Origin of the sequence: Nucisporomicrobium flavum, assembly GCF_016464385.1 — a bacterium.
GTDB classification, from domain to species: Bacteria; Actinomycetota; Actinomycetes; order Mycobacteriales; family Micromonosporaceae; genus Actinoplanes; species Actinoplanes flavus_A.
The window spans coordinates 177,837-197,043 of record NZ_JADMLH010000015.1 but is presented as its reverse complement, the minus strand read 5'-3'; the positions used below and the strand labels follow the sequence as shown (position 1 = coordinate 197,043).

Annotated in this window: 18 protein-coding genes; 7 read left to right on the top strand and 11 right to left on the bottom strand. The window is 72.8% G+C overall.

The window, feature by feature from the left end; genetic code table 11:
• Positions 1-48: 48 nt before the first annotated feature.
• Together IT780_RS30280 and IT780_RS30275 are read right to left on the bottom strand one after the other, a co-directional pair.
• Positions 49-1,059, bottom strand: coding sequence for a coiled-coil domain-containing protein (locus IT780_RS30280; RefSeq protein WP_199515215.1), 1,011 nt, complete (start codon positions 1,057-1,059; stop codon positions 49-51).
• Positions 1,060-1,123: 64 nt separating this feature from the next.
• Positions 1,124-1,882, bottom strand: coding sequence for an SDR family NAD(P)-dependent oxidoreductase (locus tag IT780_RS30275; protein WP_199515214.1), 759 nt, complete (start codon positions 1,880-1,882; stop codon positions 1,124-1,126).
• 23 nt (positions 1,883-1,905) lie between these two features.
• Between IT780_RS30275 and IT780_RS30270 the strand changes: the two genes are divergently transcribed.
• A complete protein-coding gene (locus tag IT780_RS30270) occupies positions 1,906-2,262 on the top strand; it encodes a VOC family protein (protein WP_199515213.1) in 357 nt (118 codons plus the stop codon).
• Positions 2,263-2,308: 46 nt separating this feature from the next.
• Positions 2,309-3,586, top strand: coding sequence for a serine hydrolase domain-containing protein (locus IT780_RS30265; protein WP_199515212.1), 1,278 nt, complete (start codon positions 2,309-2,311; stop codon positions 3,584-3,586).
• A 4-nt stretch (positions 3,587-3,590) separates the two neighbouring features.
• Here IT780_RS30265 and IT780_RS30260 read toward each other — a convergent pair whose 3' ends face one another.
• The 5 genes from IT780_RS30260 to IT780_RS30240 form a co-directional block, all read right to left on the bottom strand.
• The gene (locus IT780_RS30260) at positions 3,591-4,397 is read right to left on the bottom strand and encodes an inositol monophosphatase family protein (RefSeq protein WP_307831459.1); all 807 of its coding nucleotides are present in this window, start codon (positions 4,395-4,397) and stop codon (positions 3,591-3,593) included.
• Positions 4,390-4,845 (bottom strand): response regulator, encoded by a 456-nt coding sequence (locus tag IT780_RS30255; protein WP_199515211.1) that lies wholly within the window; start codon positions 4,843-4,845, stop codon positions 4,390-4,392. The genes IT780_RS30260 and IT780_RS30255 overlap by 8 nt, the downstream gene beginning before the upstream one ends.
• The gene (locus IT780_RS30250; RefSeq protein ID WP_199515210.1) at positions 4,842-6,434 is read right to left on the bottom strand and encodes a sensor histidine kinase; all 1,593 of its coding nucleotides are present in this window, start codon (positions 6,432-6,434) and stop codon (positions 4,842-4,844) included. The genes IT780_RS30255 and IT780_RS30250 overlap by 4 nt, the downstream gene beginning before the upstream one ends.
• The gene (locus IT780_RS30245) at positions 6,431-7,621 is read right to left on the bottom strand and encodes a PP2C family protein-serine/threonine phosphatase (RefSeq protein WP_199515209.1); all 1,191 of its coding nucleotides are present in this window, start codon (positions 7,619-7,621) and stop codon (positions 6,431-6,433) included. The genes IT780_RS30250 and IT780_RS30245 overlap by 4 nt, the downstream gene beginning before the upstream one ends.
• A 184-nt stretch (positions 7,622-7,805) precedes the next feature.
• Entirely contained in the window at positions 7,806-8,153 is a 348-nt protein-coding gene (locus IT780_RS30240; protein WP_199515208.1) for a hypothetical protein, read from the bottom strand.
• A gap of 61 nt (positions 8,154-8,214) precedes the next feature.
• Between IT780_RS30240 and IT780_RS30235 the strand changes: the two genes are divergently transcribed.
• Entirely contained in the window at positions 8,215-10,599 is a 2,385-nt protein-coding gene (locus IT780_RS30235) for a M28 family peptidase (protein ID WP_372443826.1), read from the top strand.
• Here the strand turns inward: IT780_RS30235 and IT780_RS30230 are convergent.
• Together IT780_RS30230 and IT780_RS30225 are read right to left on the bottom strand one after the other, a co-directional pair.
• Positions 10,596-10,880, bottom strand: a complete 285-nt coding sequence (locus IT780_RS30230) for a Smr/MutS family protein (RefSeq protein WP_199515206.1) — start codon at positions 10,878-10,880, stop codon at positions 10,596-10,598. The two genes, IT780_RS30235 and IT780_RS30230, sit on opposite strands and share 4 nt — an antisense overlap.
• Before the next feature lie 9 nt (positions 10,881-10,889).
• The gene (locus tag IT780_RS30225) at positions 10,890-11,279 is read right to left on the bottom strand and encodes a tetratricopeptide repeat protein (protein WP_199515205.1); all 390 of its coding nucleotides are present in this window, start codon (positions 11,277-11,279) and stop codon (positions 10,890-10,892) included.
• Positions 11,280-11,415: 136 nt separating this feature from the next.
• On the opposite strand from IT780_RS30225, the gene IT780_RS30220 reads away from it, so the two are divergent.
• Positions 11,416-13,578: a hypothetical protein gene (locus tag IT780_RS30220; RefSeq protein ID WP_199515204.1), complete on the top strand. Its 2,163-nt coding sequence runs from the start codon at positions 11,416-11,418 to the stop codon at positions 13,576-13,578.
• On the opposite strand, the gene IT780_RS30215 is transcribed toward IT780_RS30220, so the two are convergent.
• Positions 13,565-14,968 (bottom strand): RCC1 domain-containing protein, encoded by a 1,404-nt coding sequence (locus IT780_RS30215; RefSeq protein ID WP_199515203.1) that lies wholly within the window; start codon positions 14,966-14,968, stop codon positions 13,565-13,567. The genes IT780_RS30220 and IT780_RS30215 overlap by 14 nt on opposite strands.
• A 226-nt stretch (positions 14,969-15,194) precedes the next feature.
• Here IT780_RS30215 and IT780_RS30210 point away from each other — a divergent pair, with 226 nt between their 5' ends.
• Positions 15,195-15,932, top strand: a complete 738-nt coding sequence (locus IT780_RS30210) for a response regulator transcription factor (protein ID WP_199515202.1) — start codon at positions 15,195-15,197, stop codon at positions 15,930-15,932.
• Between the two features lie 84 nt (positions 15,933-16,016).
• Complete coding sequence (locus IT780_RS30205) at positions 16,017-17,492, top strand: sensor histidine kinase (RefSeq protein WP_199515253.1); 1,476 nt, start codon at positions 16,017-16,019, stop codon at positions 17,490-17,492.
• Here the strand turns inward: IT780_RS30205 and IT780_RS30200 are convergent.
• A complete protein-coding gene (locus tag IT780_RS30200; RefSeq protein WP_199515201.1) occupies positions 17,439-17,843 on the bottom strand; it encodes a hypothetical protein in 405 nt (134 codons plus the stop codon). The two genes, IT780_RS30205 and IT780_RS30200, sit on opposite strands and share 54 nt — an antisense overlap.
• A 277-nt stretch (positions 17,844-18,120) precedes the next feature.
• Between IT780_RS30200 and IT780_RS30195 the strand changes: the two genes are divergently transcribed.
• Positions 18,121-19,200, top strand: a complete 1,080-nt coding sequence (locus tag IT780_RS30195) for a 3-deoxy-7-phosphoheptulonate synthase (RefSeq protein ID WP_199515200.1) — start codon at positions 18,121-18,123, stop codon at positions 19,198-19,200.
• Positions 19,201-19,207 lie beyond the last annotated feature (7 nt).

Here is a 19,207-nt window from a genome sequence, read left to right as displayed (position 1 = left end):
CTACCGACGGAACCTGCGGCACCTTCAAAGGCCGACGGATTCTGAGGGTCAGAGGATGGACAGGTGCACGTGGTTGGTGTGGGTCGCCGACGGCCCGCCGGAGCCGCTGTACGCGCGCCAGCCCAGCCCCGGTTGCCAGATCTGGCGGTACCAGATCACGTACATCACGCCGAGGCGGCTGGCGTTCTTCACGAAGTACGCCGCGAGGTTGTTGCCGTACGTGCGGTCGCCGCCGCTGGCGTTGACGTTCTCGAAGCCGCCGGTCGCCGCGGCGAAGTCGCAGGCCCGGCCCTTGGGGTGCTCGCCGGAGGAGCGTTCGCTGAAGCAGGAGGTGTACCGCTTGAACCCGGCCGCCCGGGCCTGCTGGTACGCGTTGAGCAGCCGCGGCGTGATGCAGCCGGAGGTCGTGGGGTCGTTGACCGTGCATGACTCCCGCGGCCAGGAGCCGTCGGAGTTGCGGGGCGCGGGCTTGGCCAGCGGCGAGTTGGCGCTGACGAAGCCGCCGGCCACCGCGCCGCCGCCGGCCGCGGCCAGGGCGCTCTCGGCCTGCTTCTTCTTCCGGGCCATGACCGTGACCTGCTTCTGCTGCTCCTTGATTTCGAGGTCGATGGCCCGGGTCGCCTTCTCGGCGACGGTCACGGCGTCCTGGTATTCGGTGAGGGCGCGCGAGTCGACCTGCGCCATCTGCTCGAGCCGCAGCGCCCGCTCCATGAACGTGTCCGGCGTGCCGGCGTTGAGCAGCAGCGACACCGTGCTGAAGCGGCCCTGCCGGTAGGAGCGGCTGGCCACCTCACGGACCCGGCCCTCGAGCGACACCGCCTTCTCCTGCGCCTGCTTGAGGGCGACCTTGAGCTTCACCTGGCGCTTCTTCGACGCGTCGAGCTTCTGCTTCGCCTCGACGTGTCCCTTCGCCGCCGATTCGAGCTGCTCGCGCAGGGTCTTCGAGCCGCCCTCGGGGTCGGGTGCCGCGTGCGCGGCCGGGGCCGCCACGAGCAGCACGAGGAGCGCCGCCAATAGGGCGAGTGCAGGCTGTGCCCGGCGCAGGTAAGTCGCCGCCACGATCTACCTCCCAAGTGGTGAGCGCGGTGACTCTACCCCGATCACCCGGCTCACGGCAGATCGATCATGTCGCCGAATATCCACCGTCGACGAAGAGTGTCTGGCCGGTTACCGCATCGCTCGCGGAACTCGCCAAATAAACGACACAACCGGCAAAATCCTCGGGTACGCCGTTCCGCCCGATCATCGTGCGCCGGGAGTGGGCGGCAACCTTCTCCGGGTCGGCGAACACCGGCTCGGTCAACGGGGTGTGCACGACCCCCGGCGCGACCGCGTTGCACGTGACGCCGCGGCTCGACCACGCCTCCGCCTGCGACCGGGTGAGCCCGACCAGGCCGGCCTTCGCGGCCCCGTACGCGCCGCTATTGCCGTACGCGCGGAACGCCTGCTGGGAGACGACGTTGATGATGCGGCCCCAGCCCCGGGCCGCCATCGCCGGGCCGAAGCGCTGCCCGAGCAGGAACGGCGCCGTCAGGTTCGCGGCGAGCGTGACGTCCCAGTCGTCGTCGGTCAGCTCGTCCATCGGCGGCCGCCGGTTCACCGCCGCGGCGTTGACGAGGATGTCCACGCCCTCGTACCCGGCGACCCGCGCGACGTCCGTACGGTCCGCGAGGTCCGCCGTGACGGTCTCCACCGCGACGCCGTCCGCGCTCAGCTCGGCGGCGGTGTCGCGCAGCGGCTCCGCCCGCCGCGCGACCAGAACCACCCGTGCGCCCGCCCGGCCCAGCGCACCCGCCATCGCCCGGCCGATCCCGGAACTGCCGCCGGTCACCATCGCGGTCCGGCCGCCCAGACCGAAAAGTTCATCGAGGTACGAACCCATGCGGGCACCCTAATATCGAAAAGATGGCGTACACCGAGGCATTTCCCGTGATGACCGTCTCCGACCTGCCGGCCGCCCTCGCCTTCTACCGCGATCAGATCGGCTTCACCGAGGAGTACAGGTTCCCCGAGGAGGGCGAGCCGGCCTTCGTGACGCTGACGCTCGGCACCAGCCGGCTCTCCCTCGCCGCGGGCGGGACGGCCGAGTTCGACTTCTGCATCTACGCCGACGACTGCGACGCGGCGGTGCAGCAGTTGCGTACGGCGGGCGCCGAGGTGCTCGAGGAGCCGTCGGACCAGCCGTGGGGCGAGCGCATGGCCCGCCTCCGCGATCCTTCCGGCCACCGCATCCTGCTCCTGAGCACCCTCGACGACGCCTGATCGCCTCGGGCGCGGGGGCCGGTACGGCGGCTCGGATCGTGACATCATGCTCGCCGTGCCTGTCTCTCGTCGTACCGTGCTCGGCGCCGGCCTGACCGCCGCCCTCGCCGGCTGCGCGCCGCAACGGTCCGCGCCCACCTGGGGTGAGCCGGCCGCCGACCGGGTCGCGGTCGCGCCGTCGAAGTCCGCGGCGGCCAGGAGCCAGCCCGTGCAGCGGGTGCACGACACGCTCACGAAGTACCTCAAGCCGACCGCGGACAACCCGAAGCACCCCGGGTACGCCGGCGCGGTCGCGCTCGTCATGGTCGACGGGAAGACGACGCTGCACACCGCCGTCGGCCACGCCCTGCGCTACAAGGCCGGCCCGGTCGAGCTCACCGCCGCCAAGCGCGTCGCGATGCGCAAGGACTCGATCTTCGACCTGGCCTCGCTCACCAAGGTCTGCACCGCCCTGCTCGTGCTGCAGCTCGCCGACCACGGCGAGATCGACCTGGACTCGCCGCTGCAGCGCTACCTTCCGGACTTCACGGGTACGGGCAAAGACAAGATCACCATCGCTCAGCTCCTGGCGCACACCTCGGGCCTGCCCGTCGGCGCGAAGGTCACCGGGCTGCCGGACAACACCGCCCGCTGGAAGGCGGTGCTGACGACGCCGATGATCCGGGGCGCCGTCCCGGGCGACACGTTCCGCTACTCCAGCGTGGGCCTGATGGTGCTGGGCCGGCTCGTCGAGAAGCTCACCGGCAAGAGCCTCGACCGGGCCGTCCGCGACCACCTCACGACCCCGCTCGGCCTGAAGGACACCGGCTTCCGGCCGCTCACCTGGCTCGCCGACAAGCAGCGCCTGGTCGCCACCGACGCGCGCTCGTCCCGCGGGCTGCTGCGCGGCACGGTCCACGACGACGTCGCCAACCACCTCGGCGGGGTCGCCGGGCACGCCGGTCTCTTCGGTACGGCCCGGGACGTCGCCGTCATCGGCCAGCTCATGCTCAACGGCGGCACGTACGGCGGCAAGCGGCTGCTCTCCACCGAGGTGCTGCAACGAGCCCTCACCAACGTGAACAAGGGCAAGAAGGCCATCGACGCGGAGCGGCCGACCCGTACGGCGGACCACGGCCTCGGCTTCGAGCTGAACCAGCCGTGGTTCATGGGCCGGCTGGCCTCGCCGACGTGCTTCGGGCACACCGGCTTCACCGGCACCAGCCTGCTCGTCGTGCCCGCCCGCCGGATGGTCGTCGTGCTGCTCACCAACCGGGCGCACCCCAACTGGAGCTGGTCCAACCCGGACACCCACCGCGTCGCCGTGCACAACGCGATCGCGTGAGGCGTCAGGGCAACAGCGTGCCGCGGACCGTGTGCCAGATGTCGTCGTTCGCCGCCACCAGCAGGCCACGCTCGCTGTCGGTCGGGCGGTAGATCCCGCCGTCGAGGTGCAGGGCCGTGCCGCCGGCCTCGGTCAGGATCAGCGTGCCCGGGGTGTGGTCCCACGGCAGGATCCGCCAGAAGACCGCGAACTGCTGCTCGTCGGTGGCCACGGACGGGTACTCGTACCCGGCGCAGTGGTGGCCGCCGGTCACGGTGCCCAGCTTGCCCGCGTTCTCGTCGATGCCCGCGCGCAGGTCGTCCGGGAAGTAGTTGCGCGAGATCATGCCGGTCAGGCTCGCGGCGCCCGGGTCGTCGGTGCGCGTCTTCAGGCGTACGCCGTCCTGGAACGCGCCGGCGCCCGCCTCCGCCACCGTCATCCGGTCCGCGACCACGTCGAGGATCCACGCCGCAGCCGGTTCGCCGTCGCGCAGCAGCGCCACCATCACGGCGAACGGCGCCTTGCCGGCGGCGAAGTTGTTCGTCCCGTCGACCGGGTCGACGATCCACACCGCGCCCGCGTCGCCCACCCGGTCGAGCACCGCGGGGTCCGCCGCCACCGCCTCCTCGCCGACCACGGCCGAGCCGGGCAGCAGCGCGGTCAGGCCGGCGGTCAGCGCCCGCTCGGACTCCTGGTCGGCGATGGTCACCAGGTCGCCGGGCGACTTCTCGTGCACCTCGTCGGCCGCCAGCCCCTGCCAGCGCGGCAGCACGATGGTCTGCGCCACCTCGCGGATCAGGTCGGTGACCCGGTCCAGCATGTCGTCACGCACGCGGTGGCAGCTTCACGACGCTGACGAAGAACTCGTCGATCTGCCGGATCACCGCGATGAAGCGCTCGAAATCCACCGGCTTGGTCACGTACGCGTTCGCGTGCAGCTGGTAGCTGCGCAGGATGTCCTCGTCGGCCTGCGAGGTCGTGAGCACGACGACCGGGATGCGGCCCAGGTCCTCGTCCTTCTTGATCTCGGCGAGCACCTCACGGCCGTCGCGGCGCGGCAGGTTGAGGTCGAGCAGGATCAGGTCCGGGCGTACGGCGTCCGCATACTGCCCCTCGCGCCGAAGGTAGGCCAGCGCCTCGGCCCCGTCGGAGACGACCGTGAGCCGGTTGCGGACCTTGTGCTCCTCGAACGCCTCCTGCGTCATGAGCACGTCGCCCGGGTCGTCCTCGACGAGCAGCACCTCGATCGGCGTCCCGTCCTGGCGAATTGCACCGGTCATGTGGCGACCTCTTTCACTTTCTCCTGGACGGGTACGCCGGCGAGCAGCGGCAGCGTGAACCAGATCGACGTACCCTCCTCGACCTCGAGGTCCAGCCAGATCCGCCCGCCATGGTATTCGACGATCTTCTTGACGATGGCCAGCCCGATGCCGGTGCCCTCGTACGCGTCCCGCCCGTGCAGCCGCTGGAAGATGACGAAGACCTTGTCGGCGAACTCGGCCTCGATGCCGATGCCGTTGTCCCGGACGTTGATCTTCCACTCGTCGCCGTCCTGCCCGCCGGTCACCCGGATCACCGGTGGCACATCCGGGCGGCGGAACTTCAGCGAGTTGCCGATGAGGTTGACGAAGAGCGTGGTGAGCAGCGGCTCCTCGCCCTCCACCGTGGGCAGGTCGGACCAGCTGATCTCGGCGTCCTCACCGGCGCGCGGCTCGAGCTGCGACTTCACCTCGGTCATCACCCGGTTCAGGTCCACGTCGGTGAACCCGGCGGTGAGCCGGCCGATCCGGGAGAACGCGAGCAGGTCGTTGATCAGCCGCTGCATGCGCTGCGCGCCGTCGACCGCGAACCCGATGTACTGGTCGGCCCGGTCGTCGAGCTTGCCCTCGTAGCGGCGCTGCAGGAGCTGGCAGAAGCTGGCGACCTTGCGCAGCGGCTCCTGCAAATCGTGCGAGGCGACGTACGCGAACTGCTCCAGGTCGCGGTTGGACCGGGTCAGCTCGTCCGCCTGCTGCTTGAGCTGGTCGTTGACCCACTCGATCTGCTGGCGGGCCTCGCGTACCTCGGTGAGCTCCGCGGCGATCTGCCGTCGCATGCCGTCCACGTCGCCGGCCAGCTCGCGCAGCTCGGGCGAGCCGGTGCTCTCGATGTGCTTGTCGTAGTCGCCGTCGGCGACCTCGCGCACCTGCTGCGCCAGCTCGGTGACCGGGCGGCTCACGAGGCGGTCCAGCAGCAGCATCAGCGCGGCACCCGCGATGATGATGACCGCCGCGGCGGCGATCTGGATCGCGACCATGCGCTTGCTGGCGTCCTTGGCGTCGGCCGCGGACCGGTCGCGCAGCACGCCGATGTCGTCCTGCATCTTCGCGACGGCCCCGCGCAGGGCCTCGAACTCGGACGTGCTGCCGGCTTCGATCAGCGCCCGCCCGGCCTCGGGGCCCTGGGTGCGGACGGCGTTGAGGATCGGGTCGGCCACGGCGACGTGCCAGGCGTCCGAGCGCCGGCGTACCTCGGCGACATCCGCGCGGATCCTGTCCTCCAGCGCGCTGTCCCGCAGCAGGCCGTTGATCAGTTCCACCTCGGCACGTTCCGCCTCGAGGCCCTCGCGGTACGGCTTGAGGTTGTCGTCCTTGCCCGCGATCGCGTACCCGCGGATGCCGGTCTCCTGATCGACCAGCGCGGTGTTCAGCCGCTCGCCGGCGGCCCGCATGGGGCTGGCGCGGTTGACCACATCGTCGAGCCGGCCGTTGCTGCTGGCGGCCGTGAACGCCGCGATGACGCCGAGGGCGGCGAGCGCCAGGCCCACGGTCACGCACAGCGCGAGCACCCGGCGGCGCAGGGTCCAGCTGTCCACGTTCAGCAGGCTCATCGCCCGCCGCCGCGGGAGATCAGCAGCATCGCCACGTCGTCGGCGAGCGGGCCGCCGTTGGCCTGCTCGGCACGCCCCACCAGCCAGGCCGGCAGCGCGGCCAGCGGCACGTCGCGGGCGACCGGCTCGGCGAGCAGCCCGCAGAGCCCTTCGACGTCGAGGCGCTCGTTGCCGACGCCGGTGTGGCCCTCGATCAGTCCGTCGGTGTACATCAACAGGGACCAGTCATCGCCGCTGAACTCCACGTCGGTCGCGGGGGTGGGGGTGGGGCGCACGCCGAGCACGATGCCCGTGCGCGCGGTCACCGGCCCAGCCTTGCCGCCGGCGAGCAGCACGGGCGGAGGGTGGCCGGCCAGGCGTACGGTGGCGCGGTTCCCGGCGAGATCGATGGAGACCATCGCGACCGTGGCGAACACCTCGCGCGCCCGCCGCTCGGTCATGAGCACCTGTTCGAGGGACGCGAGGACCTGTTCCTCGGGCACGCCGGCGAGCACCAGCGCCCGCCAGGCCACCCGCAGCTCCACGCCCAGGGCCGCCTCGTCGACGCCGTGCCCGCAGACGTCACCGACGATCACGTGCAGCTTCTCGGAGCCTGCCTGGACCACGTCGAAGAAGTCGCCGCCGAGCAGGCCCATCGCCCGGCCGGAACGGTAGAACGTGTGCACGGCCACCTCGGTGGTCTGCATGAGCGGCTGGGGCAGCAGGCCGCGTTCCAGGCGGGCCGACTCGGCCTGGCGCAGCTCGACCTCGCGCAGTCGCTGGGCGTTCTCGTCGGCGCGCTTGCGTTCCACGGCGTAGCGCAGCGCGCGCACCAGCAGGACGCCGTCGACCTGGCCCTTGACCAGGTAGTCCTGCGCACCCTCGGCGACCGCCTGGACGCCCAGGTGCTCGTCGGAGCGGCCGGTCAGCACGCACACCGCGGCGCTGCCGGCGACGGCGAGCAGCTTGCGCAGCCCGTCGATGCCCTCCGCGTCGGGCAGTCCCAGGTCGAGCAGCACGCACTGGATGCCGCGCAGCATCGGGCGCGCCTCGCGCAGGCTCGTCGCGACCTGCACGTCGAAGGAGGCGCCGGCCTCGGCGAGCAGCTCCTGGACGAGGAAGGCGTCGCCCTCGTCGTCCTCGACGAGCAGCACGCGCAGGCGCTCGGGCGCCTTCAATCGCGCAGGCGGCGGGGCGAGTTCGGTCACGGTGTCACCCCGCCCGGCGTCGGGCCGTGGGCGGCACCCGGAACCGCGGCATCGGCTCGGCTGGGACGGTTGATGGCTCGACTCCTTCGGCGGGCATGACCCGCTGATCGTCCACCACGGGTCCGGACGGCACAACACCGCCCACCCTCGCGGACCATCCCGGCGGCCGGCTGCGTGACGGCGTTCACGCGGGCGGACCGTACGAGGGATCCTCGGCCACCCGCCGCGCGTGGCGCGCGATGACCTCGCCGAGGATGCCGTGCAGCCGCCCGCAGTCCCGGCAGTGCAGGTTCTCGTCGAGCTGCCGGCTGCCGCACCCGATGCACAGGCCCCGGTCCTCGGGATCCCGGTACGCCTCGAGCGCCCGGCACAGCGCCCGCACGACGTGATCGCCGAGCTGGAAGGTCACGTCGCCGAGGGCCGTACGCAGCCCGAGCACGGCGACCGCTCCCGCCTCCGGTGCCGGGTCGTACGGGGCCACCCGCCCGACGAAGTCGGCGAGGACGGCGGCGGGGTCGATCGGGGCTGTCACGGGGACAAAGTTATGCCACGGGGCCGTAAGATCGCCCGGCCAGGGTGACGAGGGGGTAGCTGTGGGCGTGCCGAGCGTCGAAGCCGCGGACCGGGCGCTGACCCGGCCCACCCGCCGGGGCTGGGCGGCCCTCCTGGCGGTTCTGATCCTCGCCGTCGCAGGCGCGCTCGCGGTGCGGGCGGTCCAGCCGCCGGCCGCGCGTCCGGCGGATGCGCCGGCCGCGGAGTTCAGCGCGGCGCGGGCGTACGAGCACGTCAAAGCCATCGCGGCGACGCAGCATGTGACCGGCAGCGCTGCCAACGACGCCGCCCGCGAGCACCTGGTCGCCGGCCTGCGGGGCCTCGGCCTGACCCCAGAGGTGCAGGACACCGTCTCGGTGCAGGGCAGCGAGCTGTCCTCGAGCGCCGGCGGCATGGGTCTCGCCCGGGTACGCAACGTGGTCGCGCTCTGGCCCGGTACGGCCTCCACCGGCCGCATCTTCCTGGTGGCGCACTACGACTCGGTGCAGACCGGTCCGGGCGGCAACGACGACGCGGCGGGCACGTCGGCGATCCTCGAGGCGGCCCGCGCGCTCACCAGCGGCCCGCGCCTGCGCAACGACGTGGTGTTCGTGCTGACCGACGCCGAGGAGGCGTGCCTGTGCGGCGCGAAGGCGTTCGTGGACCAGCACCCGCTGGCCCGGGACGGCGGCGTCGTGCTCAACCTGGAGGCGCGCGGCAGCACCGGCCCGGCGATCATGTTCGAGACGACCGCGCGGAACGCCGGGCTGGTGGACGTCTTCGGGCGGGCGGCCCACCCGGTGGGTACGTCGTTCGCGGTCGAGGTGTACCGGCTGCTGCCCAACGACACCGACTTCACGGCGTTCCGGGAGAAGGGCTTCACCGGGCTGAACTCGGCGTACATCGACGGGGCTGCGGTCTATCACACGCCGCTGGACACGCCCGGGGCGATGAACCGGGACAGCCTGCAGCATCACGGCGACAACGTCCTGTCCCTCACCCGTGAGCTGGGCGATCGCGACCTGCCGGGGCTCCGGTCGGGCGGCGACGCCACGTATTTCACGGTGCCGGGCGGGCTGGTGCGCTACCCGGGCTCGTGGACGTGGCCGCTGGCGGCACTGGCGCTGGTCGCGGTGCTCGTGCTGGCCTGGCTGTCGCGCCGGCGCGGGCTGGCGTCGGCGCCCCGCCAGATCGCCGCCTTCGGCCTCACCCTCGTGCCGGTCCTGGCCGCCCCGGTGCTCGCCCAGCTGCTCTGGTTCCTCGTGAAGATCATGCGTCCGGGGTACGCCGAAATGCCGATCGACCCGTACCGCCCGTGGGGGTACAGGCTGGCCGTGGTGGCCCTGACCGCGGCCGTGGTGTTCGCCTGGTACGCCCTCCTGCGCCGCCGGACCGGCCCGGCCGCTCTGGCCGTCGCGGGACTGCTCTGGCTCGCGCTGATCGGCGTCCTCCTGGCCGCGCTCGCCCCCGGCGGCTCCTATCTCACCGCGCTGCCGGCGCTGGCCGGGGCGCTCGCGGGCATCGCGGCGATCCTGCTGCGCCGCCGGTTCGCGGCCGCCCTCGCGCTGTCCGTGGGCGGCTGCGTCGCCGTGGTGATCCTGCTTCCGACGCTGGTCATGTTCTTTCCGGCGCTGGGCATGAACCTCGCGGGCTCCGGCGCGTTCATCGCGACGCTGCTGGCCCTCGCCCTGCTCCCGATCGTCGACCTGCTGCACCCGGCGGCCGGTGGCCAGCGCGGCATGGACGCGCTGCGCGCCCGCCGTCGCGGTGCCCTGCCGACGATGGCTGCGCTGGTCGCGACGGTCGTGGCCGTGGCGGTGGGGCTGTCCGTGGACCGCTTCGACCGGGCCCACCCGGCGCCCACCCACCTGATGTACGCGCTCGACGCGGACACCGGCCAGGCCCGCTGGCTGAGCGCCTCCAGCACGCCCACGGAGTGGACGGGCCACTACGTCGGCGACAAACCCGCGGCCGTCACCGACAGCCTCCCGGCGTTCGGCCCGGAGAAGCTGCTCTCGGGCCCGGCTCAGTCCGCCGGGCTGCCCGCGCCCGTGGTCACCAAGGTCTCGGACACGACCGGGGGCTCCGGCCGTACCGTCGCCCTGCGGGTGACGCCGCAGCGGCCGGCGCGGCTGGTGACGCTGCACGTGGCGGCGGACGCCCAGGTCACGAGCGCGACGGTGGGCGGCCGGCAGGTGCCGGTGGACCGTACGGTCGGCGGGGTGTGGGGCTTCGGGTTCGTCTTCCACGGCCCGCCCCCGGCCGGCGTGGACGTCGTGCTGACCGTGCGCGCCGGTGCCCCGCTGCGGGTACGCGCGATGGACGCGAGCGACGGCCTGTCCGCGCTGCCCGGCTTCCAGGCCCGTCCGGCGGCGGTGGGGGTGGTGGGCTCGCACAGCTCGGAGATGCTGGCGGTCGCGAAGACCTACACGTTCTCCAGCCGCTAGCGTCCCCGGCCACGGCGGCCGGTGGGCGCGTCGTGGCGGAAGTGCACGAACAGCCGTCCCCAGTTGTCGCCGTCCTTCTCGACGCGGTGGTACAGCTGCTTGATGTCCTTCTGGTCGAGGAAGCGCAGCACCTTCTTCTTCAGTGCGCCGCTGCCCTTGCCCGGGATGATCTCGACCATCGAGGCCTTCTTCTGGATCGCCTCGTCGATGACGCCGCGCAGCGCCTTGTCGATCTCGGTGCCCTTGTTGAAGATGTCGTGGAGATCCAGCTTGAGCTTCACGTCGGCAGCCTACTCAGCGCCGTACGCGGTCCGGCCGCCGTTCTTGCCGACCCACGTCTCGACCCGGCGCAGCGCGGTCTCGTAGTCGTCGTGCCGCTTCATCGCCGCCGCCAGCCGCAGGTGCGGCAGCGCCTCACTGAAACGGCCGGCCCTCTCCAGGGTCCGGCCGAGCACGTGGTGCGCGTAGTGATCCGATGGGTCACGGTCGATCAGCGCTCTCAGCTGGGCTTCCGCCCCGGCGAGCTGCGCCGAGTTGAAGTACGCCCGGGCGAGCAGCTGGCGGACGGCGGTGTTGTGCGGCTCCGCCTCCACGATCGGCTCGAGCATCCGGGCCGCCCCGAGCGGGTCGCCGGACTCGAAGACGAAGGTGGCCCTGCGGTACTCCTCCAGAAGATCCATGAACCCGCTCCCCACGCTCGCGCCGCCCACTGTGACCAACGCTGGCACAACTCGGGGCGAACGGCGAGTGTTCCGGCCCTCCACTTTCCCGACAATTCCTCCCATTCGGTGAGCCTCGGCACCGCACAATGCCGGAGTGGGGGACTTCCCGGCCCATCTCGTCCAGGCGCCCGTACGCCCGCCGCCCGCGCGCGCCAAGGCGGCCGTGATCGGGCTCGTCACGCTGACCATGTGCCTGTTCCTGGCGGGCGCCACCCCGCGGCCACCGCTCACCTCCGCGGCGTTCGCGATCCCCGGCATGCAGGCGCTCGGCGCCCCGCCGGCCGGTCCGTCCTGGGCGCCCACGCCCCGGCTCGGCCGCGGGCTGGCGAGCGTCGCGACCGCCCGGGGCCGCACGTTCGCCCTGCACACCGCGTCCGGCGACAGGACGTTCCTGCCCGGGGTCAACCTGGGCAGCACCACGCCGGGCCATCAGCCGGGTGAGCTGTCCATCTCCGCCGAGCAGTACCGCACGTGGTTCGCCGCGATGGGCTGGCTGGGCATCCGGGTGCTGCGGATCTACACCATCCACCCGCCCGCCTTCTACCAGGAGCTCGTCCGCTACAACCGCGCCAACCCGGACCGGCCCCTCTACCTCATGCAGGGCGTCTACCCGCCGGACGAGTCCTACGCCGAGAAGGGCAACCTCTACGACCCCGGGGTGACCGCGGCGTTCCGCGCGGAGATCCGGGACGCGAGCGCGGCCGTACGCGGCCGGCTGACGCGCGCCCCCCGGCCGGGGCGGGCCGCCGGCGCCTGGGACACCGACGTGACCCCGTGGCTCGCCGGGTGGATCATCGGGCTGGAGGTGGACCCGTCCGGCGGTCACCGCTCCGACCTGCGCAACCGCTCCGCTCCCCCGGTCCACGGCCGGTACTTCCGCAGCACCGCCCAGGCCTCACCCACCGAGCGCTGGTTCGCCGCGCGGATGAACGAGCTGGCGGCGTACGAGGCGGCGCAGGGGCTCAGCCAGCCGATCGCGTTCGTGAACTGGCCGACGACCGACCCGCTGCGGCACCCCGAGGAACCCCTCGACACCGAGGACCTGCTCCAGATCGACGCCAACCACGTGCTGCCCACCGTTCAGTGGCCGGCCGGGACGTTCGCCAGCTATCACGCGTACCCGTACTATCCGGACTTCCAGCGGCACGAGCCGGCGCTGCAGCGCTACCGCTACGACGGCCGGGTGGACCCGTACGCGGGATATCTCTCGGCCCTGCGCCGCCACCACCGCGACATGCCCACGCTGATCACCGAGTTCGGCGTCCCCTCGTCGATCGGGTCGGCGCACAACGGCCCGCTCGGGCGCTCCCAGGGTGACCACAGCGAGCGCGAGGCGATGCGGATCGATGCGGAGCTGCTGCGGCTCATCAGGGACCAGGGCCTGGCCGGCGGGTTCCTCTTCGGCTGGGTGGACGAGTGGTTCAAGTTCACCTGGAACACCGTCAGGCACCAGGTCGCCGAGCGCCGCCAGCTGTGGCACGACCCGCTGACCAACGAGCAGCACTTCGGGCTCATCGCGATGGACGCGGCCGGTTCCCCGGACGCCGCTGCGGAGTATCTCCTCGACGACGAGTCGGCCTGGCCGGCGCGGCGGGTCACCGCGCGGGTCGACGAGTCCTTCGTCCAGGTGCGGATCCGGCTGGGAACGCCGGCGCCGAACGCGCTCACGGTCGGTTTCGACGTGCTTCCCGCGCTGACCGGGCAGCCCGCCCCGGGCACCGGCAGCCGCGAGGCCGACGCCGCGTTCGTGCTGGACCCGGTCGCCCGCACCGGGCAGGCGTACCTGCGCGGGGAGCTCGACCCGATGCCGCTCGACTACGGCGTCCCGGCCGGGCGGCGCGGGCCGGCGCCGGAGGGCTGGCGGCGCTTCGAGCTGATCGTGAACCGGGACCTGCGGGTCCCGACGACCGGCGAGCGGCTGCCGGCGGAGTTCCAGGACGCGGGCCTGTTGCGGTACGGCACCCCGGACGAGGACAGCCGCAGCCTCTGGTACCGCGACGGCGACGACCTCGTCGTGCGCGCGCCGTGGGCGATGCTCGGGTACGCCGACCCGTCCCGGCACTCGGTGGGCGTGCCGGGCAAAGGGCTGACGACCCAGGTCAGCCCGGGCATCGCCTTGTCCGTGTCGGCGTCCGGCACCGACCAGACCACCGGGCACGTGACGTGGACCAACTGGAACCGGGTGTACTACGCCGAGCGGCTGAAGGCGGGCGCCGCGCAGTTCCGCGACGCCGCGTTCGAGGTCACGGCTTCTTGACGAGCAGGGCGACCAGGCCGCCGCCGAGCAGCATCGTGCCGATGGAGAGCAGCGCGACCGGGCTCAGCCCGGTGACCGGCAGGCCGCCGCCCTCGCCCGGCTGCAACTCGCGCGGCGGCGCCGACGGGTACGCCGACCCGGACGGCTCCGGGGCGACCTCGGACGGCGCGGCGGTCACGTAGTCGCTGACCGTCAGGCCGTCCCGGGTGCGTACCACCACCGCCACGTCGTACGTGCGGCCGTTGCGCAGCCCCCGCACCTCGCAGCCGGACGCCGTGGCGACGGTCAGCACACACCCGGAGGCGTAGTCCGCGGTCGCCGCCCAGAAGAACTCGAACGGCCCGGAGCCGAGGTCGGCCGGGGGTTGCCAGGAGATGCGCAGGCCGCCGTCGAGGGCGCGTACCCGCACGCCGGTCGCCGCGCCGGGCGGGCGCGGCAGTCCCTCGACCCGTACGGGCACGCCGTCCGCACCCCAGCACGACACGAACCCGTCGATGCCGACGCCGCACGCGTGGCGCGTACCCACGTCGAGGTCCCGCATCCTGCCGTCGATGTCGCGGCGCCCGTCCTTCGTCCAGCAGGACGTGCGCCCCTCGCGGTCGATGCCACAGACCTGGTCGCCGGCAGCGCTGATGCGGTCGAGCGCCGCCCCGCCGGTGTCCGGCTTCGCTCCTCCGCAGAAGGCGCGCCCGTCTGCGTCGAGGAAGCATCCGACCGCGGCCTGCCGGATCCCCTTCACCCCCGGTACGCGCGTCGGCGCCTTTCCCGAGGACCAGCAGTACGCCGCTCCCCCGGCGGTGGCCGCGCAGGTGGTGTTCCCGCCGGCGGCGAGGTCGACGATCGGGCCGGCGATGCCGGTGACCCGTACGGGCGCCGCCGAGCCGTCGCCCCAGCACCAGGCGGCGCCCTCGTCGTCGACCGCGCAGGTGTGCCGGGCGCCCGTGGCGACCTGCACGATCAGGTGCCCGTCGAGCCCGGCGACCTCGGCCGGCTCGTCGCGGTTCCCGGCCGTACCGGTCCCCAGCTGCCCCGCGGAGTTGTCCCCCCAGCAGTACGCGTTCCCGTCCGCGCCGACCGCGCAGGTGTGCGCCCGCCCGGCGTCGACCTGCACCGCGGTCCGGAAGGCGAACACCGCCTGCCCGCCGGTGTGCGGGCGGGCCCCGTCGCCGAGCTGCCCGGACGAGTCGTCACCCCAGCAGTGGACGTCGCCGAGGCTGCTGACCGTGCAGGAGTGCTTCCCACCGACCGCGACGACACCCTCGCTCACACCGGCGGCCCGCAGGTCGTCCGCGCTGACCCCGGCCGGGTACGGTGCGTCCGCAGCGGCCGGCGCCGCCGTCAGGGCGACCATGGCGAGCGCGGCGAGCGCCGTTCCGATCCGGTGTCGCACCCGTGTCTCCGCTCCGCCGCCCGATACCCGCCGCCCGGTATAACGCGGGAAATTATGCGGAGTATTGGGCCTTTAGTCCGATTCCGACACACCCCCCGCCGCGACGTCAGCACCGCGGCCACCGCGGCGCCGGCCGCCGCCGGCCGTTCCGGATGGGGAACGGACCCACAGGTGCTACACAGGAAGCGGATAGGTGCCGCAAAGCGCCGCTCGCGACAGTAGGGGCATGACGATGGCGAACGCAGACCCCAGCAGCGAGCTCCGCCGGCCCGACGGCGGCCCGGTCCGCGTCCTCGTGGTCGACGACGAGCCCACTCTGGCGGAACTGCTCTCCATGGCGCTGCGGTACGAGGGCTGGGACGTACGCAGCGCGGGCGACGGGCTGACGGCCGTACGCACCGCGCGCGACTTCCGCCCGGACGCCGTGGTGCTCGACATGATGCTCCCGGACATCGACGGCCTCGAGGTACTGCGCCGGCTGCGCGGCGAGACGCCCGAGGTCCCGGTGCTGTTCCTGACCGCGAAGGACTCGGTCGAGGACCGCGTCACCGGCCTCACCGCGGGCGGCGACGACTACGTGACCAAGCCGTTCAGCCTGGAGGAGGTCGTGGCCCGGCTGCGCGGGCTGATGCGCCGGATGGGCCACTCGCCGATGCGGGCCGACTCCGAGCTCGTCGTCGGCGACCTCACCCTCGACGAGGACAGCCACGAGGTACGCCGCGGCGGCGACCTGGTCACGCTGACCGCCACGGAGTTCGAGCTGCTGCGCTACCTCATGCGCAACCCCCGCCGGGTGCTCAGCAAGAGCCAGATCCTCGACCGGGTGTGGAACTACGACTTCGGTGGCCAGGCGAACGTGGTCGAGCTCTACATCTCGTACCTGCGCAAGAAGATCGACGCAGGCCGGGCCCCGATGATCCACACGATGCGCGGCGCGGGTTACGTGCTGAAGCCGGCGGACTGACCGTTGCCCACCGCCGTCGCCACCCCACCGGCCCGCTGGCGTTCCCCGGCGGGCTGGTCGTTGCGGACCCGGCTCATCGCGATCATGGTCGTGCTACTGACGGTCCTCGGCCTGGTCGTCGGCGCCACCGCCGAGATCTACCTGCACAACACGCTCTACAAGCGCCTCGACACCCAGCTCCAGGAGACGGCGGGCCGCGCGCAGAAGTGGCCGGGCTTCCCCGGCGGCGAGCCGCACCTCGGCGGCGGCCAGTTCAGCGGCCGGGTGCCGCCCGGTGCCCGGGACGGCTCGATCTTCCTGAACCTCACCGCGACCGGCGGCGTGGACGGCGGCATTGTCACGCTGCGGGCGGACGACGAGGGCTTCCCCAACTTCCAGTACACGCCCCTGCCCGGCGCGACAGTCACGCAGCTGAGCGCGGTGACCCCGAACAATGATCCCACCGACGTCGACCTGGGCGACCTGGGTGACTACCGCGTCGTCTCGACGACCACCCAGGACGGCGTCGTCGTCGCGGCGCTCCCGCTCAAGGAAACCGATCAGACGCTGCTCGCCGTCGCGCTGGTCACCGGCGGGGCGGTGCTGCTCGCGCTGGTCGCCGCGGGGTGGGCCGGAGCCGTGATCATCCGCCGTACGCTCAAGCCGTTGAACCGGGTCGCGGCGACCGCGACCCGCGTCTCCGAGCTGGAGCTGGACCGTGGCGAGGTGGACCTCGCCCAGCGGGTGCCCGAGGCCGACACCGACCCGCGCACCGAGGTCGGCGCCGTCGGCGCCGCGCTGAACCGGATGCTCGACCACGTCGGCAACGCGCTGGAGGCGCGGCACGCCAGCGAGACGCAGGTACGCCAGTTCGTCGCCGACGCGAGCCACGAGCTGCGCACCCCCCTGGCGGCGATCCGCGGCTACGCCGAGCTGAGCCGCCGCAGCCGCCAGCCGGTGCCCGACGAGATCCGCCACGTGCTGGGCCGGGTGGAGTCCGAGGCGAAGCGGATGACCGCCCTGGTGGAGGACCTGCTGCTGCTGGCCCGGCTGGACGCGGGACGGCCGCTGGCGCACGACCCGGTGGACCTGACGATGCTGGTCGTCAACTCGGTGAGCGACGCGCACGCGGCGGGCCCACGCCACGACTGGCAGCTGGACCTGCCGGAGGAGCCGGTCACGGTGACCGGTGACGAGCAGCGCCTCCACCAGGTGCTGGCGAACCTGCTGGCCAACGCCCGGACGCACACGCCGGAGGGGACGACCGTGACGGTCGGCGTGGGACAGGAGCAGGGCGCGGCGGTGATCCGGGTGACGGATGCCGGGCCGGGCATCCCGCGGGAGCTGCAGCCGAAGATCTTCGAACGGTTCGCGCGCGGGGACAGCTCGCGGTCGCGGGCGGCCGGCAGTACGGGCCTCGGCCTGTCCATCGTGCACGCGGTGGTGAGCGCGCACGGCGGCACGGTGGACGTGGACAGCGTTCCGGGCCGTACGGAGTTCACCGTCCGGCTGCCGGCGGGCCCGGAGCTACAGGCCGCGCCGGAGCCCGTCCATGAGTACGTCACGCAGGTCGTCCAGTAGCGCGCCCGCCGCGTCGCCGTCGGAGACGTGCAGTTCGAGCGGGACCGATTCGCGGTCGCGGCCCACGAGCACGTCCAGGGCGCACAGCGCGCGGCCGGCCAGCTCGCCGGTCACGCCGGGCACCGCAGCGGCGCGCAGCCGGTCGTCCAGCCAGGGCCGGCCCTGGGCGCCGGGCAGCCCCGCGGCGACCGCCGCGATCGCCGCCAGCGCCTGGGCCGGCGGGATCTCCCCGAGCAGGAGCTGCGGCGTCTCCCACACCCGCAGCACCACCACCGAGACCGCCTGGTACCGCTCGGCCGGGGAGAGATCGGCCAGACCCTCCAGGAGGTACGGCGCGCTCGCGTTGTTCATGCGTCTCATGTCAGCACACGCAACTTGCATGTGCCCATACCCCGGCTGACGGACACGCGTTCCCGGCGATGGGCTACCATCGCCTCGTGTCCCAGTGGTATTCGTGGTTTACGAGGCCGGCTCCGCCGGTGCCTCGGCCATGAGTTCATGACCTGAGACACCCCAGCAGGGCCGGCAGAGGCAGCGACACTTGAGTCGCTGCCTTTTCGTTTGCGACGAGCCGGCCTGAGCTCGGGGACGCCGGCCCCGGGGACGCCGGCGGAGAAGGAAGACAGCCGTGACCATTCCCGAGGTCCAGCGGGTCAGCGACCACCGCATCGAACGCGTCGTCCCGCTGATGAGCCCCGCCCTGCTGCACCACGAGCTGCCGCTGACCCACGAGCTCTCCGCGAGCGTGCTGGACGGCCGGCGGCAGGTGGAGGCCGTCCTGGACGGCCGAGATCCCCGCCTGCTCGTCGTGGTCGGGCCCTGCTCGGTGCACGACCCCGCGGCCGCCGCCGAGTACGCCGACCGCCTCGCCACCGAGCGCGAACGCCTCGCCGACGACCTGCTGATCGTCATGCGGGTGTACTTCGAGAAGCCGCGCTCGACCGTCGGCTGGAAGGGCCTCATCAACGACCCCGCGCTCGACGGCACCGGGGACGTGAGCAAGGGGCTGCGGACCGCCCGGGCCCTGCTGCTGCAGGTGCTCGAACGGGACCTGCCCGTCGCCGTGGAGTTCCTCGACCCGATCACGCCGCAGTACATCGCCGACACCGTGGCGTGGGGCGCGATCGGCGCCCGTACGGTCGAATCGCAGGTGCACCGCCAGCTCGCCTCCGGCCTGTCCATGCCGATCGGCATGAAGAACCGCCCGGACGGCAGCATCGCCACCGCCATCGACGCGATCAACGCCGCGGCCGTGCCGCACGTCTTCCCCGGCATCGACGTCTCCGGCACCCCGGCGATCATGCACACCACCGGGAACCCGGACTGCCACCTCGTCCTGCGCGGCGGCAAGGGCCCCAACTACAGCGCCGAGGACGTGCAGGCGTCGCTCGCGCTGCTGCGGGACGCGGGCCTGCCCGAGCGGGTGGTGGTCGACTGCTCGCACGGCAACAGCAACAAGGACCACCTGCGCCAGCCGATCGTGGCCGACGACATCGCCGGGCAGCTGGAGGCCGGGCAGCGGGGCATCCGCGGCGTGATGCTGGAGAGCTTCCTCGTCCCGGGGCGCCAGGACCTGGGCGGGGAGCTCACGTACGGCCAGAGCGTCACCGACGCGTGCATGGGCTGGGAGCCGACCGTGGCGGTGCTGGAGCGCCTCGCCGCGGCCTCCGCGAAGCGCCGTTCGAGCCTCACAGCGGCCGCACAGTAAGGGCATA

Coding starts and splice junctions, on each gene's coding strand:
- IT780_RS30275 (WP_199515214.1), bottom strand. CDS start 1,882: ATGGGTTCGTACCTCGATGAACTTTTCGGTCTGGGCGGCCGGACCGCG.
- IT780_RS30270 (WP_199515213.1), top strand. CDS start 1,906: ATGGCGTACACCGAGGCATTTCCCGTGATGACCGTCTCCGACCTGCCG.
- IT780_RS30265 (WP_199515212.1), top strand. CDS start 2,309: ATGCTCGCCGTGCCTGTCTCTCGTCGTACCGTGCTCGGCGCCGGCCTG.
- IT780_RS30255 (WP_199515211.1), bottom strand. CDS start 4,845: ATGACCGGTGCAATTCGCCAGGACGGGACGCCGATCGAGGTGCTGCTC.
- IT780_RS30250 (WP_199515210.1), bottom strand. CDS start 6,434: ATGAGCCTGCTGAACGTGGACAGCTGGACCCTGCGCCGCCGGGTGCTC.
- IT780_RS30225 (WP_199515205.1), bottom strand. CDS start 11,279: ATGGATCTTCTGGAGGAGTACCGCAGGGCCACCTTCGTCTTCGAGTCC.
- IT780_RS30210 (WP_199515202.1), top strand. CDS start 15,195: ATGACGATGGCGAACGCAGACCCCAGCAGCGAGCTCCGCCGGCCCGAC.
- IT780_RS30205 (WP_199515253.1), top strand. CDS start 16,017: ATGGTCGTGCTACTGACGGTCCTCGGCCTGGTCGTCGGCGCCACCGCC.
- IT780_RS30200 (WP_199515201.1), bottom strand. CDS start 17,843: ATGAACAACGCGAGCGCGCCGTACCTCCTGGAGGGTCTGGCCGATCTC.